The sequence below is a fragment of the Bacillus sp. HU-1818 genome, assembly GCF_022695965.1.
GTDB classification, from domain to species: Bacteria; Bacillota; Bacilli; order Bacillales; family Bacillaceae; genus Bacillus; species Bacillus atrophaeus.
Map to the genome: position 1 here is coordinate 30,116 of NZ_JAAPBE010000002.1, position 14,636 is coordinate 44,751.

At 38.7% G+C, this 14,636-nt stretch carries 13 protein-coding genes and 3 pseudogenes; 9 read left to right on the forward strand and 7 right to left on the reverse strand.

Annotated features, from left to right (window positions below):
- Positions 1–47 precede the first annotated feature (47 nt).
- From GXP75_RS05445 to GXP75_RS05460, 4 genes are all read left to right on the forward strand, one after another.
- Positions 48–614, forward strand: coding sequence for a bifunctional transcriptional activator/DNA repair enzyme AdaA (locus GXP75_RS05445; protein WP_242556295.1), 567 nt, complete (start codon positions 48–50; stop codon positions 612–614).
- Positions 614–1,132 carry a methylated-DNA--[protein]-cysteine S-methyltransferase gene (locus GXP75_RS05450; RefSeq protein ID WP_242556296.1) on the forward strand — a complete coding sequence of 173 codons (519 nt, stop codon included), beginning with the start codon at positions 614–616 and terminating at the stop codon, positions 1,130–1,132. Before GXP75_RS05445 ends, GXP75_RS05450 begins: the two co-directional genes overlap by 1 nt.
- 193 nt (positions 1,133–1,325) lie before the next feature.
- A complete protein-coding gene (locus GXP75_RS05455; protein ID WP_242556297.1) occupies positions 1,326–2,276 on the forward strand; it encodes a transcriptional regulator CcpB in 951 nt (316 codons plus the stop codon).
- Positions 2,277–2,335: 59 nt separating this feature from the next.
- Positions 2,336–2,716 (forward strand): VOC family protein, encoded by a 381-nt coding sequence (locus GXP75_RS05460; protein ID WP_214919290.1) that lies wholly within the window; start codon positions 2,336–2,338, stop codon positions 2,714–2,716.
- 43 nt (positions 2,717–2,759) lie between these two features.
- Here GXP75_RS05460 and GXP75_RS05465 read toward each other — a convergent pair whose 3' ends face one another.
- The gene (locus tag GXP75_RS05465; protein WP_242556298.1) at positions 2,760–4,106 is read right to left on the reverse strand and encodes an MFS transporter; all 1,347 of its coding nucleotides are present in this window, start codon (positions 4,104–4,106) and stop codon (positions 2,760–2,762) included.
- A 202-nt stretch (positions 4,107–4,308) separates the two neighbouring features.
- Positions 4,309–6,372 carry a thioredoxin domain-containing protein gene (locus GXP75_RS05470; RefSeq protein ID WP_242556299.1) on the reverse strand — a complete coding sequence of 688 codons (2,064 nt, stop codon included), beginning with the start codon at positions 6,370–6,372 and terminating at the stop codon, positions 4,309–4,311.
- A gap of 413 nt (positions 6,373–6,785) precedes the next feature.
- Here GXP75_RS05470 and GXP75_RS05475 point away from each other — a divergent pair, with 413 nt between their 5' ends.
- Entirely contained in the window at positions 6,786–7,097 is a 312-nt protein-coding gene (locus GXP75_RS05475) for a magnetosome magnetite crystal formation protein family (protein WP_061669410.1), read from the forward strand.
- 124 nt (positions 7,098–7,221) lie between these two features.
- On the opposite strand, the gene GXP75_RS05480 is transcribed toward GXP75_RS05475, so the two are convergent.
- The 3 genes and pseudogenes from GXP75_RS05480 to GXP75_RS21480 all read right to left on the reverse strand — a co-directional run.
- Complete coding sequence (locus GXP75_RS05480) at positions 7,222–8,631, reverse strand: HAMP domain-containing sensor histidine kinase (RefSeq protein WP_242556300.1); 1,410 nt, start codon at positions 8,629–8,631, stop codon at positions 7,222–7,224.
- Between the two features lies 1 nt (position 8,632).
- Positions 8,633–9,343: a response regulator transcription factor gene (locus tag GXP75_RS05485; RefSeq protein WP_214919340.1), complete on the reverse strand. Its 711-nt coding sequence runs from the start codon at positions 9,341–9,343 to the stop codon at positions 8,633–8,635.
- Between the two features lie 256 nt (positions 9,344–9,599).
- Positions 9,600–9,804, reverse strand: a pseudogene (locus GXP75_RS21480) (DUF255 domain-containing protein); the annotation flags it as partial.
- Positions 9,805–9,879: 75 nt separating this feature from the next.
- Here GXP75_RS21480 and GXP75_RS21585 point away from each other — a divergent pair.
- From GXP75_RS21585 to GXP75_RS05505, 4 genes and pseudogenes are all read left to right on the forward strand, one after another.
- Positions 9,880–9,951 (forward strand): annotated as a pseudogene (locus tag GXP75_RS21585) (hypothetical protein); the annotation flags it as partial.
- Positions 9,952–10,204: 253 nt separating this feature from the next.
- Complete coding sequence (locus GXP75_RS05495; protein ID WP_214919342.1) at positions 10,205–10,855, forward strand: ArsR/SmtB family transcription factor; 651 nt, start codon at positions 10,205–10,207, stop codon at positions 10,853–10,855.
- A gap of 165 nt (positions 10,856–11,020) precedes the next feature.
- On the forward strand, positions 11,021–12,304 hold the full coding sequence (locus GXP75_RS05500; protein ID WP_214919362.1) for an MFS transporter: 1,284 nt from the start codon (positions 11,021–11,023) through the stop codon (positions 12,302–12,304).
- Positions 12,305–12,577: 273 nt separating this feature from the next.
- Entirely contained in the window at positions 12,578–13,456 is an 879-nt protein-coding gene (locus GXP75_RS05505) for a YitT family protein (RefSeq protein ID WP_242556302.1), read from the forward strand.
- A gap of 151 nt (positions 13,457–13,607) precedes the next feature.
- On the opposite strand, the pseudogene GXP75_RS21590 reads toward GXP75_RS05505, so the two are convergent.
- Together GXP75_RS21590 and GXP75_RS05515 are read right to left on the reverse strand one after the other, a co-directional pair.
- A pseudogene (locus tag GXP75_RS21590) lies at positions 13,608–13,781 on the reverse strand (DUF255 domain-containing protein); the annotation flags it as partial.
- Between the two features lie 77 nt (positions 13,782–13,858).
- Entirely contained in the window at positions 13,859–14,596 is a 738-nt protein-coding gene (locus GXP75_RS05515; RefSeq protein WP_214919344.1) for a MerR family transcriptional regulator, read from the reverse strand.
- Positions 14,597–14,636 lie beyond the last annotated feature (40 nt).

The window sequence follows — 14,636 nt, forward strand, 5'->3', positions numbered from 1 at the left end:
GTACATACGTGCTGATTTTGTCTATACTGAAGGTGGAGGTGATTCATATGGCAGAAAAAACGAACCTGCCGGATGAGAAGTGGAACGCCATTGTAAACAATGATTCGTCCTATGATGGAGCATTTTATTATGCTGTAAAAACAACCGGCATTTTTTGCCGCCCATCTTGCAAGTCCAGAGTTCCCAACAAGGAAAATGTCCGGATTTTTCAAACGGCTGAGCAGGCATTGGCGAAAAAATTCAGACCTTGTAAGCGGTGTAAACCAAACGGATTGCGTTTACCGGATGAAGATTGGGTCACACAAATAAAAGAGTTCATAGACCGCAGCTATAGTGAATCACTGACATTAGATAAGCTAGCCGATATGTGCCATGGCAGCCCTTATCATTTACAGAGGACTTTTAAGAAAGTGGAAGGGATCACCCCTATAGAATATATACAAAAAAAGCGCATAGCAACGGCTGCTCAATATCTGGAGCTTACTGACCAGTCAATCATGGAGATCGGATTAGCAGTAGGCATACCTAACACAGCCCATTTTGCAACCTTGTTTAAAAAAAGGACGGGGTACACGCCGACTACATACAGGCAGATCTCTAAGGAGGTAACATAATGCAAGCGAAGCAACACACAATCATTTATTGGAAGTTATTTGTATGTAATCAATGGAATTTATACATGGCAGCTACATCAAAAGGGCTTTGCTTCGTCGGATCACACAACAAAGACTTTGACGAACTTGCGCTTTGGGCTGAGAAAAAATTCCCCCAGCACACACTGGTGCAAGACGATAAAGTATTACATCCCTATGTGGCAGAGCTGGAAGAGTATATAAAGGGTGGCAGAAAAGAATTTACGATGCCGATTGATGTGCAGGGAACGCCGTTTCAATTGGCGGTATGGAATGCCTTGCGTGAGATTCCTTATGGTGAAACTTACTCGTATTCAGACATCGCTGAACGCATACAAAAACGGGATTCAGTACGCGCAGTCGGAACAGCTATCGGCGCCAATCCCGTACTGATTACGGTCCCCTGCCATAGAGTCATAGGGAAAAACGGAAAATTAACCGGCTTCAGAGGCGGTTTGGAGATGAAAAAACAATTGCTGAGTTTGGAAAAAGGAGGATAATGGTAAGAGTGAGAGAATAATATAAAACCAAACGTGTTTATGTGAGCCAGAATAGTTTTTCACCTTAATATTTTTCCTGTGAAGGCAGATCCGAATGGGTCTGCCTTAATCTAATTGCCATTCTTCTTCAGCGGCAGGAGAACCCAAGGCGATCAAGGAATAATTACATAACCAATGTTTTGGAGGAGTCGAGTTGGCGAATATAAAAGATATTGCGAAAATGGCGAATGTATCCGTATCTACTGTTTCAAGAGTGTTAAATCAACATCCGTATGTGGCTGAAGAGAAAAGGCTTGCTGTCCGGCAGGCGATGGAAGAATTAGATTATACACCGAACCGGACCGCTATTGACTTGATTCGCGGAAAAACGAATACCATCGGTGTCATCCTGCCTTATAGCGACCATCCTTGTTTCGATAAAATAGTGAACGGTATAACAAAAACAGCTTTTGAACATCAATATGCTACGACGCTTTTGCCGACAAAATATAATGCCGGGATTGAAAAAAAGTATCTGGAGATGGTGAGAACAAAAAAAATAGACGGATTAATCATCACCTCCAAAGCAAACACATGGGAAGAGATTTTACCTTATGCAGAATATGGCCGTATTATTGCTTGTGAATATACTAATCAAGCAGAAATTCCGTGTGCTTACAATGATAGAAAATCTGCTTATATAGAAGGTTTTCAATACTTGAAAAAACGGGGTCACGAAAATATTGCTTTTACTTGTGTTCGGGAGGCTTCACAGAGCCCAAGCACAGCTGATAAAGTAAGTGCTTTTGAGTCTGTTTACGGGCCGTTGGAAGAGCACAATATACTGGCTGGCTGCAATCATATGACGGACGGAGAAAAGGCCGGAGGTTATTTTCATAATCTGAATAGAAAACCGACTGCGATTTATGCAAATAGTGATGAAATTGCAGCCGGAATTCACTTATATGCACAGAAACACAATTGGTCTATCCCTGAAGAGCTTGAGATTATCGGAGAAGGCAACCTCTCCGTCAGCCAGGTGCTGCATTTTTCATCACTGGATTTGAATCTTGAGCAGTTAGGAGAAGCTGCATTTTCCTTATTTCTGAAAGATACTCCCGCAAAAATAAAAATCCCGCACCAGCTTGTTGGAAATAAAACTTGAACTGAAATGCTTTTCATACCTTATAACTAAATAGAGACCATCAAATAAGGAGGGACAACATGCATATTGAACATGTGGCCATATGGGTCAGAGACTTAGAGCGTATGAAGGCGTTTTACGAGAAGTACTTTAAGGCAAAATCAAATTCGCTTTATCATAATGAGAAAAAGGATTTCAAATCATATTTTTTAACGTTTGATAATGGGGCAAGGCTGGAGATTATGAAGAAAGGCAATATTGATTCAAAACCTTCGGAAACAGCATTAGGATGGGCTCATCTTGCATTTTCAACTGGCAGTGAAGCAGAAGTGGACAACCTTACCCAAACCCTGACAAAGGACGGCTATCGACTCGTAAGCGGCCCTCGCGTGACGGGTGACGGCTACTATGAAAGTGTGATTGAAGACCATGAAGGGAATCTGATCGAAATTACAACATAAAATCTCGAAAAAACAGCACGGCTTTTGCCTGTGCTGTTTTTTATTACACTTGCTGTGAATTCGTTTTGGGACCAAAGAAGATTAATAAGACGGAGCAAGCCAGCCAGCAGCCGCCAATAAATAAAAAGACGCTCACATAGCCGAGCTGTACAGCAATAAAACCAACGAGTAACGAGCCGAATATATTGGAAAAACGGCCAAGCCCATAAGCTAACCCGCTTCCTGAAGAGCGGAACTCCGTCGGATAAGGTTCAGATGTATAGGCATATAAATTCGAGGTGAAAACCCGTTCGGTAATGTTTACAACAAAACCAAATATGATAATCATCAGCGGAATAAATGTCATGCCATACAACAATCCCGCTATAGCGGTCAGGAATGCGCTGGCGGCTAAAATCCATTTTCGCTGAAAGGTTTCTGATATCATCGAACCAATGAGTGCGCCTAGCGGGGCGCCGACGGAGTGAAGCACGTTGTACCACAGCGTTTTTTCCATTGTGATGCCATTGCTTTTCAGCAAGCTTGGAACCCATGATGCAAATCCATAGAAGCCAAACGTTTCGAAAATCCATACAGCGGATAAGACGATCGTGATTTTTAAATTTCTCCCTTTAAATAAGCCTAAGTAGCCCGCTTTTTGAACGGTCTGAACAGGTGCTGCTTCTTTTGGCACAGGCAACGGGCCTTTTTCTTGTTCAACACGTGCTTCGATTCGTTTCATAATCGTATCTGCTTTGCCATATTCGCCGCGATTCTCGTGCCAGCGGGGCGACTCTTCCAGCCTGCGGGTGGATAAAAAATAAATAAGTCCAGCTGCTCCCCACACAAACACAAGTCTCCATCCCCACGGTCCTAAGGGGATGACAAATGCTGATACGACGTTAGTAATCGGAACCCCTATTAAACCGATCATAGCGCAAAAAGAGATGTACTTTCCCCGCACATCGGAAGGGAAAAACTCAGCTAAATAACTGTTCGTCACAATCATAGCCGAAGCAACGCCAAGCCCTGTCAGAAAGCGGAAAGCAATGAGGGACGGTATGTCCCATGCAAGGGCATTTAACAAAGATGAGACAGAAAAGATGAATACGAACCAATTTAATGCTTTCTTCCTTCCGATTCGATCCGCCAAGCGCCCGCCTAATGAAGCGCCTAAAAACATGCCTAAGAACGAAGCCGCTGTCACGTTGGCAATCGTGCTTAATTTGATTCCCCAATGCTCAATCAGCGCCGGTGCCACATTACTGAGTGTAAATAAGTCGGCCAGATCAAAGAAATACACAATGCCGAGAGCGGTAAGCACTTGATAATGGACACGTGAAATCGGGAGACGATCTAGACGATTCGCTACATTTGAAAATGGTTGAGTGTGATTTTGACCGAAATTCATAGTAAACCCCCTTTGTATAAGAAAAAAGTTAGAAAAAACAGAAAATAATCCGCCTAGCTATATTATAAATGTCTTTTTTTATCTGAAACAGAGTTTAAATCACTAGATAAAAGGCATTTTTAAAAAGAGTCTATTTCAAATACTCCGGGGCGGGGAGCCTGTTACTGTTGCAGTCAATAGAACAAAGAAAGCAGCAAGGAAATTAATCCTTGCTGCTTAATGTTTTTATAGCTTCTTCTATATCTGTTGTCGGCTGCTGGCAAGCGAAATTTTCACAAATATAGACGGTCGTTTTTCCGTCGATGATGCGATAATCAGATGCAAATGGTGCAATGTCTTTACATTGATCCGGATGTTCTGCCACTAAGACTGAAAAATTCGGTTGAAACGCCTGCTGCAGAGCGGATATGATGTGCTGGCGCTGGCTGTCGTCTTTACGGCCGAAAATAACAATCTCTTTTTTAGGCATCATATGGGTTAGCACACTTTGCATAAAGAAGGAGTGGCCGCTTGGATACGCCTCGACATCCCGTTTGAAAGCGGAGAACATTTTTTCTGCTTTTTCAATCAGGGATAATTCGCCTGTCAGATGGCCAAGCCGCAAAAGCTGTACGGCCGCGACGCTATTTCCGGAAGGCACAGCGCCATCGTACACTTCTTTTTCTCTGACAAGTAACGCTTCCGCATCGTGCCCTGTAAAATAAAAACCGCCATGCTTCTGATCCCAAAACAAATCAAGCATTTTTGCCGATAGGTCTTTTGCTTTTTGCAGATAGGCCAGGTCATAGCCGGCTTCATAAAGCTCAATGTAGGCCCATAATAAAAAGGCATAATCATCAATAAATCCTTTATTTTTCACTTCGCCGTCACGATAGCGAACCATGACGCGCCCGTCTATGATTAATTCTTTTTCAATAAAGGCAGCGGCTGCCTGAGCCATATTGAGGTATTCCGGTGCTTGGAATACTTTTGCCGCTTTTGCAAGACCCGCAATCATAAGCGCGTTCCACGAGGTCAGCACTTTATCATCAACGTGGGGATACGTTCTTGTTTCTCGCTTTTTCAATAGTTTTTGCCTTGCTTCCCCGAGTTGTTTATTGATTTCTTGTTCATTTAAATCAAATTCTGCTTTTACCCTGTCTAATTTCGTATGAATCAAATTGGGAATATTGTGGCTTTCGAAATTACCTGATGAGGTGATATTGTAAACGGCACAATACAGCTCGCCAAGCTCATCTCCTAATGTTTCGATGATTTCATCCTTAGACCACACGTAATATTTCCCTTCTACTCCCTCTGTGTCCGCATCTAAAGCTGAGTAAAAGCTTCCGTCCTCATGCGTCATTTCCCGTTGAATAAACGAGATGATCTGCTCGACAATGTGTTGATAGCGGCTGTTTTGTGTAACTTGATACGCTTCTGTATAAGCTGTCAGCAATAACGCATTGTCATACAGCATTTTTTCAAAATGGGGAACAAGCCATTCGTCATCGGTCGAGTAGCGGGCAAACCCATAGCCTACATGGTCATAAATTCCTCCATTCGCCATACTGTCCAGCGTCTTGGTGACGTTATAGAGGGCGTTTTCCTGACCGGTGTATTGATGATAGCGAAGAAGATACATGAGCATATGGGGCATCGGAAACTTAGGAGCTTGGCCGAACCCGCCATAAACGGTATCAAACCCGCTCATCAGCTGCTGGAACGTACGATGGAGCGCCTCTTTCGTCAACGTTCCATGTCCCTCGGGCGTTTTGATTTGCAAATGGCTGGAAGCATTCTCAGCAATCTCTTCTACGTGCTCGCGATCATTGGCAAACGTGTTTGAAAGATGTTCGAGAACGTCAATAAATCCAGGACGGTTGAACTTGCTCGTCTTCGGAAAATAAGTTCCGGCATAAAACGGCTTCTGATCAGGCGTAATAAACACATTTAACGGCCAGCCGCCCTGTCCGGTCATCAACTGACAAATTCTCATATAAACAGAATCAACATCCGGACGCTCTTCCCGGTCTACTTTAATGGCAACAAACCGCTCATTTAACAGGCGGGCAATTTCCTCGTCTTCAAAGCTTTCGTGGGCCATCACGTGGCACCAATGGCAAGTCGAATAGCCGATGCTGACCAGAACCGGCTTGTTTTCACGTTTTGCTTTTTCGAAGGCTTCTTCTCCCCAAGGGAACCAGTTTACTGGGTTGTGGGCGTGTTGAAGTAAGTATGGTGATTTTTCATTGATTAATCTATTGGGTTTACTTTTGTTTGGCATGGGATCACCTTCTTTCGATTCGATTTCTTTTAACTCCTAATTAATTTATACAAAATTATAAAGAAATATTAGTAATGAAATCTTAACTTCCGATGTTGAATTCATTCAAAAATTCACAATTTTAATTTTCGATATTCTCTTCGATTGTATTATTTATTTTTAGTTTCTTCAAGAAAGTGCAATTTCACTTGAGGTTCGCAACTAATATCATGTCAAAGGCCACGAAAATATTAATGATATAGTATTTTTAAGGTTTATGTAAGGTTACTATTAAAATGGGGTAAGGTTTGGGTTGTACAATATGATTGTAGAGCTTAGAAAGGGGAATTATTCGATCCTTAAGCTTTCAATGACGTTATATTATGAGAAAACTAGGGGACTATTACCTGAATAAAAAGATAGAGGTGAGACATTTGAAAGAAAATAGAGTTTTATCTTCACTATGTTATTTTAGTATATTTTTTGCGCCGTTTTTATTTCCAATTATCGTATACTTTCTGAGCCAGGGAGATGTGAAATATCATGCAAAAAAATCTTTATGGACTCATCTAATACCTTATATTATTTTTGCCATTGGTATTGCTGGATCGGGATTACTGGGAATAAACGGTTGGAATCATAGCGGACCTGTTCTTGTAGCTACTTATGTTATTTCTCTTATTATTGGGATCTATTTTTTCGTATGGAATATAGTCAAAGGAATAAAGGTATTAGCAGAACGCTAAAGGTATAAATAAAAGCAAACAACGGTTCTGTTTTAAACCAGAACCGTTTCTTTGTGTTGTCCTACAATAAGATGTTGTATCTACGAAAATCATTCTAATTATAATTTGATATTGTTCATACTGCTTATAATTTTATATTTATACTTGTGCCTTTACCAACGGTACTGTTAATAACAATTTCTCCGTCATGTTTCTGTATAATATCTTTGGCTATAGCCATTCCAAGACCAGATCCTTTATGCAACGTTCCAGTGTTTGTTCCTCTAAAGTAGCGGTCGAAAATTTTATCAACTTCTTTCTTTTCAATACCTTTGCCATTATCTTTTATTGTAATATGAGTCCGTTCTTTCTTTTCAAGGTGTACAACTATTTTTACATTACTATCATTATGAACAAGAGCATTCAGAATTAAATTACTAATTGCTCTCCTCATCAAAATAATGTCGAGACTTATTGGTATATTCTCTTGACTAGCATTAAATTCAATGGTCTTATCAGCATATCTGGAATCATTTAAAATATCTATTAAAGTGTCTCGTATCAATGATACAAGATTGATGTTTTTTCTATTTAAGGTTAAATCATTATTTTTCAATCTTGTCGTTAGGTTTAAGTCTTCCATTACTTCTTTAATATAAAGTGATTTGCTTTCAATAATTTGTGCGTAATCTCTTATCACATCTAACGAAAGATCGTAATCTTTATCTTTTATTATTTCAGCATAACCTTGTATAGATGCTAAGGGGGTCTTAATATCATGAGAAATATTGCTAATCCACTCTTCCCTCATTTGATCTAATTTATTTTTTTCCCTTTTATTTATTGTTAGTTGATGTGATAAGTGATTTACATTATAGAAAACATCTTTATAGAGCCCTTTCGGTTCATAATTAATATTGTAATCTTTATTTGCCAGCCTTTGGATCCCATCAATTATTGTATTTAGTGGACGTGTAAGTTGTCTGCTAAAAAGATACCCAATGATTAAAGCAATAGCCCCATCAATCAATAATATAGTCATTGTTTTTGTTTTAATATTCTGTATAACTTGCTTGGTTTCGTAGGAGATAATAACTTTCCTAATTGAAGGATCCTTGAAGCCAATAAAGTAACTATATTCTTGTTCGGAAATTTTTTTTCCACCTGCAAAAATAGTCGATAATAATTTTTTATCCATATATTTGTGCATATCCACAATTTCTATAGGAGTGTATTCTTTTTTTAAGCCTTGAGGCTGTCTGTAGCTATATAGTTCTTCGCCTTTTTTATCTAAAATTTGAACCCATGCATTACGATCTTTTAGAGCTTGTTTACCTTCCCTGCTGATTGTCACCTCACCATTTGTCACTGTTAAATATTTCTGAAATGATCGTGTAAAGGTTTCGGCAGAATTTTCATTCTCATGGCCAATTGAGGTATTAAAATTCGCCTGGGCAAATAGCCATACCAAAAGGGCAGACAAATTAATTAAAACAATGAGTATAGCAACTACTATGACGGAAACCATGTATCTCCCCGTTAATCGCCATTTCATATTATGCATCCTTTTCAACAAATTTGTAGCCCAAACCTTTCACAGTTACTAAATAGTCTGGTTTTGAAGGTATTGTTTCTATTTTCTCTCGGAGCCTGCGGATGTGTACCATGATCGTATTATCAGATCCAAAAAAATCCTCTCCCCATACAGCATTATAGAGTGTTTCTTTACTAATCACCATATTAGGATTTTGTAAGAAATACTTCATTAACCTTAACTCCTTAGGTTTTAATTCAACAGGTTCACCATTCTTTGTTAGTTCGGCTTTTCGTTCACTTAACTGAAACGGCCCCACTTTTATTATGTTATCTGTTATTCCTTTAGACTGTGAGTAATTGGCTCTTCGTAATTGTGCTTTTACACGATAAGCCACTTCTTTAGGACTAAACGGCTTGGTAATATAATCATCCCCGCCAATGGCAAGCCCTACAATTTTGTCGGTTTCTTCCCCTTTTGCCGACAAAAAAATAATAGGTATATTAGATAGTTCTCTTATTTGCTTACATACATCGTAGCCTTCTCCATCTGGCAGCATTATATCTAATAAAACAATATCAGGTTGTTTTTGTTGAAATTGAGTAAAGCCATCTTTCGCAGTTGAAGACGTAATCACGTTTTCAATTCCCTCTTTTACTAAGACTGTCTTTATAAGCCTCAAAATTTCTTGTTCATCATCAATAATTAAAACTTTATTGTTATTTAGTGACATTACATTATCACCTCTCAAAAATAAATATATCTGCACATTGATTATACCGAAACGTACTTAGTATGGAAAAATTAATCCTCTATATTCATCAATTTAAGTATTCATTGGTTGGGTACTTCAATAGGTATTTTTTGGGGGTAGGTGGAACAGCAGTAATTAATAGTGAAACCGAATAACCAATTAATTTGTTAGGCCTGTTGATATTTGATATTAGACTCAATTGTTTAGAGTGTGTATATAATTTTTTGTAATGGGTGAAGTTGTTATGTACTTGGTATAAACAGGAGATCTTACGCCACCAATGGCATGTCGAATAGCCGATGCTGACCTGAACCGGCTTGTTTTCGCGTTTTGCTTTTTCGAAGGCTGCTTCTCCCTGGGGGTACCAATTCACAGGGTTATGGGCGTGTTGAAGTAGACTTCTCGGCGATTAATCTATTGGGTTTATTGTGAGTGGGCATGGGATCACCAAATAAATTCAACTTTGTTGTTCTCAAATGCTCTGTCACTTACTCCCAGCTTCTTTATAAGCCTGTGGAGGAACTCATGTGAAAAATAATTCCAAAATTGGAGATTTTTCAATTATAAAAATACAAAAAAGGTGCTAATAAGAGAAGATTGAAAATAAAGTTAACATAACTTCTTTTATTAAGTAGGCAAGAAAAACATAAAAACAATACTTTGGAATGTTTTGTTTTTTATGTGAAACTAAATATAAAAAAATGCAGTGGCACTCAGACTAAATGAGGTTTAATGTAATATAAGCGAAAAATGGCTCTGTTTCACTGTTGACAATTTATTTTTCCAACTATACAATTCAACTATTCAATAAAACACTTGAATAGTTTGGGGTGGATTTTCATGAACGAAAGAAATTTAAAGGATTTATTATATCAAGAATTCTCCAGAATAGGGAAAAGCCTTTCCAGTCCAAGACGTTTGGAAATTCTTGATGTATTGTCTCAAGGCCCAAAGTCTGTAGAAGCTTTAGCAAAAAGTACAAATATGTCTATCGCTAATGTGTCTCAACATTTAAAAACGCTTTTCAATTCAAGAATGGTGAAATATAAGAAGGAAGGCAATTATGTCATATATGAACTGGCTGACGAAATAATTGCTGATTTTTTAACATCACTCCATGCTTTATCAGAGAAACAACTTGTTCAGGTTCAGCAGATCAAACAAGAATTCTTAAATGACAAGCTTGGCATGGAAGGGGTAACTCTTTCAGAATTAAAAGAACGAATGGAAAAGGGCGAGGTTTTATTGTTGGATGTAAGACCGGCTGAAGAATATGAAAAAGCCCACATACCCGGTGCTATTTCTATTCCGATTGAAGAATTAGAAAATAAACTTTCTTCTTTACCGCCTAATTGTGAAGTCGTTGCATATTGCAGGGGACCTTACTGTTTAATGTCGGCAGAAGCAGTGGAAATTCTGAAGGCTAATGGTATTCATGCATTTCGCTTGGAGGAAGGCGTTAGAGATATAACTGAACAGTGGAATAGATAACTTTTACTAATGGAGCATTAGTAAGACTGCATGCAATCCTATCGTTATTCATTTCTAAAATGATTTCTAATGTCCGATTTCTACTATGAATCTTGTAGTGTTCTGACAAAGTGGTTAGTTTTAATCAACAAGATAGACAAATACTCAAATGAAGGGTGTTTAATAATGATAAGTGGGTCAGAGGATACAATTAAGAGTTACATAGATTCTCCAAGCAAATTAAAAAAACTATATAAACAAGTATTGATCGTAGTAAGTATATCACAAATTTTTGGTGGTGCAGGTCTGGCCGCTGGGATTACTGTAGGTGCCCTTATTGCTCAGCAAATGCTCGGAACTGATGCTTATGCGGGGGTACCGACAGCTTTATTTACTTTAGGATCAGCGGGAGCAGCCTTATTTGTAGGCAGACTTTCTCAGCGTTATGGACGCCGTACAGGACTAGCGACTGGTTTTATATTAGGTGGACTCGGTGCAATAGGCGTTGTTATTGCAGCCATGGTGAATAGTGTGATTCTTCTATTTGCTTCTCTGCTGATTTATGGTGCGGGTACAGCAACAAATTTACAAGCCCGTTATGCGGGAACTGATTTAGCAAATGAGAAACAGCGAGCAACTGCTGTTAGTATGACGATGGTTATGACAACATTTGGGGCAGTTGCAGGTCCGAATCTAGTAAATGTAATGGGTGAATTTGCTGCTCTTATTGGTGTTCCTTCGCTTGCAGGCCCATTCATTTTAGCGGCAGCAGCATATATCTTAGCGGGCATTGTGCTTTTTATTATGCTGCGCCCAGATCCATTAGATATTGCAAAACGGATCGCAGCTTATAAACAACAAAATGGGCATGAAAATGATTCAAATCCAGCAGATCAAAAAAACAATAAAAGAGGCCTTGCGGTCGGTGCCACAGTTATGGTTCTGACACAAATCGTTATGGTTGCCATAATGACGATGACACCTGTTCATATGAAACACCATGGTCATGGTCTAGGTGAAGTAGGGATCGTAATTGGTTTTCATATCGGTTCAATGTATCTGCCTTCACTTGTAACAGGAGTCCTTGTTGATAAAATTGGTCGTACAGCTATGAGTATTGCCTCAGGTTTTACACTATTATTAGCTGGTTTGGTCGCCGCATTAGCTCCAAGTGATTCAATGATTCTTTTAGTGATTGCTCTTTCTTTACTTGGATTGGGATGGAACTTTGGCTTAATCAGCGGTACTGCTCAAATTGTGGATTCTACAGAGTCTTCAACTCGGGCAAAGGTTCAAGGTACACTTGATGTTTTGATTGCATTAGCAGGGGCTTCTGGCGGAGCTCTTTCGGGGATGATGATGGCTAATACAAGTTATGCTGCACTATCTCTGACCGGGGGGTTATTATCCTTAGTTCTTATACCAGTTGTCATTTGGTCCACAAGTAATAAAGTGAAAAATAAAGGATAGTCGAAAGGCTATTCTTTTTTTGTATTTATGGTAAATACATAAGCTTAATCACTTTCAAGAGATCAGAAATTTTTACTCTATTTGCAGAACTGAATCATCAGGTACAATTTGAATGTTCAGAGCCATAAATGGTTACCTTATCTTTAAGATCTGCAAATCCTCGGTTCAATATGTATCAGCAGCTTTTGATAACTAAATAAAAGTTTGTTTTTAATTGAAAATATCTATTATGGTATATTTAAATAAGATAAAAAATTTGAGATGAGGAATGATATGAATACAATCGAAAAGCAAAAACGCAAGAAATTTAAAGTAAAAAAGATCGTACAAGTCATAATGGTCATTATTGGCGGGATTATAGCGGCCTATGGATTAGAAACAGTATTGATTCCAAACAGTGTATCTGATGGAGGGGTGACCGGTCTTAGTATTGTCGGTTCACAACTATTTAATTTGCCGCTTGGCATCTTGATTGCAGCGATAAACATTCCGTTTGTCTGGTTAGGATATAAGCAAATTGGGAAAAGCTTTGCATTATTATCAATTATCGGAATTGCATCACTTGCCGTTGGCACCATTTTTTTTCACCACACTCCAGCTATCATAGAGGGCGATACCTTGCTAATAACCGTTGTTGGCGGGATTATCCTTGGATTGGGAATGGGGTTGGCGTTGCGAAATGGCGGCGCATTAGATGGAATTGATATGCTTGCCGTGCTGTTATCCCGAAAATTACCGTTTGGAACGAGCGATCTCATTCTATTTTTAAACATTTTTGTGTTTATTTTTGTTTCTACTGTATTCGGCTTACAAGGAGCATTACTTTCAGTCATTGCTTACTACATTGCGTCCAAAGTCATTCATGTTGTTGAGGAAGGCTTAAGCGGTTCTAAAACCTTTCAAATCATTACAACCCAGCCTGAATTAATGGTAGAAACAATACGTGATGAATTAGGCCGAAGCGCCACATATAAAGAAGCTTACGGGGGTTTTTCCCACGAGAAATTTAAAGAGATCACATGTGTCATCAATCGTTTAGAAGAAACCAAACTAAAGGAAATTATTAATGATATTGATAAAGAAGCCTTTGTTACCGTATATGACGTAGCTGAGGTGAAGGGCGGCAATTTTAAAAAGCATAATATTCATTAGAAAAAATACAATTTATAACTAAAATCAGAGTTACCGTTTTAACGGTAACTCTTTATCTTTTAAAGAGTGCGGTGTAAGAAATGTAAGATATCTGATTGTAATTCTTTCGCCTTCCAATCGGCCCACCTATAAGACTATCAACCGGCTACTCTAACACCTGCCACCAGTGACAAATCGAATAGCCGATGGACGGAATTGTTTTCTCGTTTTGCTTTTTCGAATGCTTCTTCTCTCCAAAGGTGCCAGTCTACGGGGGTGTGGGCGTATTGGAGTGAATATGCAGATTCTCAGCGATTAATCTATTGGATTTACTGTTATTTGGCATGGGATCGTCTTTTTTTATGACATTCAATTTGGAATAAAACGAAGAGTGGCAATGAAACCACCCTCAATTTTAATCATCTAAAGATTCTCTGAAACGAAAACCAAGTAATAGGCTAATCCTCTTTGTTGTTCTTCTAACATTCCTCTATGAAAATCGTCTTGCGTGAAAAACTTTGTTTGCTGTACGTAATCTTCTTTAGTAATCGGATGTCCGTTATGATTTAGGAACTTGAGATGTTGTTTTACATGTTCCTGCACAGCAGGGTCATTATACGTAACTCCGTTTTTTAAGAAATTCGCCATACCATCTAGAAAATGTTTTGCTTCTATAGCCATTTTGTTCATTTCATCAGCATTGATGGAATCGGTATTTAATTCAAAATCATATTTTTCTTTTAAATAGTTATTTTGCTCACCTAATGATTGTTTCCATTCTTCTGCGGTTTCGAATCCTTTGAACATTAACTTATTGTCCATGCGCTCACCTCTTCTTGTGTAATCTACAGACGTTTTGACTGTTTCAATTAATTGCTGATACTTTTCAATCTTCTTATCGAACAATCTTTTCTGTTTTTCCAAAGTACTGGATCTGTCGGAGTCTTCATCTAATAACGTTTTTATTTCTAACAAAGGGATATCTAATTCTCTGTAAAAAAGTATTTCTTGTAACCTTTTTAGTTCGTCTGCTCCGTAATACCGATAGCCGGCATCGCTTATTTCTTTAGGGATAAGTAATCCAATTTTGTGATAGTGATAAAGAGTTTTAATGGTAACATTTGCGATGTGGGATAGTTCTTTTACAGTTAATCTCATCATGTCCTCCTTTCATGTTTCACTATGAGGGGTGACCTTAGGG

Excerpts from the sequence above, each read along its gene's own strand:
- GXP75_RS05485 (WP_214919340.1), bottom strand. The coding sequence starts at position 9,343 with ATGTCACTAAATAACAATAAAGTTTTAATTATTGATGATGAACAAGAA.
- GXP75_RS05465 (WP_242556298.1), bottom strand. The coding sequence starts at position 4,106 with ATGAATTTCGGTCAAAATCACACTCAACCATTTTCAAATGTAGCGAAT.
- GXP75_RS05515 (WP_214919344.1), bottom strand. The coding sequence starts at position 14,596 with ATGATGAGATTAACTGTAAAAGAACTATCCCACATCGCAAATGTTACC.
- GXP75_RS05470 (WP_242556299.1), bottom strand. The coding sequence starts at position 6,372 with ATGCCAAACAAAAGTAAACCCAATAGATTAATCAATGAAAAATCACCA.
- GXP75_RS05450 (WP_242556296.1), top strand. The coding sequence starts at position 614 with ATGCAAGCGAAGCAACACACAATCATTTATTGGAAGTTATTTGTATGT.
- GXP75_RS05445 (WP_242556295.1), top strand. The coding sequence starts at position 48 with ATGGCAGAAAAAACGAACCTGCCGGATGAGAAGTGGAACGCCATTGTA.
- GXP75_RS05460 (WP_214919290.1), top strand. The coding sequence starts at position 2,336 with ATGCATATTGAACATGTGGCCATATGGGTCAGAGACTTAGAGCGTATG.
- GXP75_RS05480 (WP_242556300.1), bottom strand. The coding sequence starts at position 8,631 with ATGAAATGGCGATTAACGGGGAGATACATGGTTTCCGTCATAGTAGTT.
- GXP75_RS05500 (WP_214919362.1), top strand. The coding sequence starts at position 11,021 with ATGATAAGTGGGTCAGAGGATACAATTAAGAGTTACATAGATTCTCCA.
- GXP75_RS05505 (WP_242556302.1), top strand. The coding sequence starts at position 12,578 with ATGAATACAATCGAAAAGCAAAAACGCAAGAAATTTAAAGTAAAAAAG.
- GXP75_RS05495 (WP_214919342.1), top strand. The coding sequence starts at position 10,205 with ATGAACGAAAGAAATTTAAAGGATTTATTATATCAAGAATTCTCCAGA.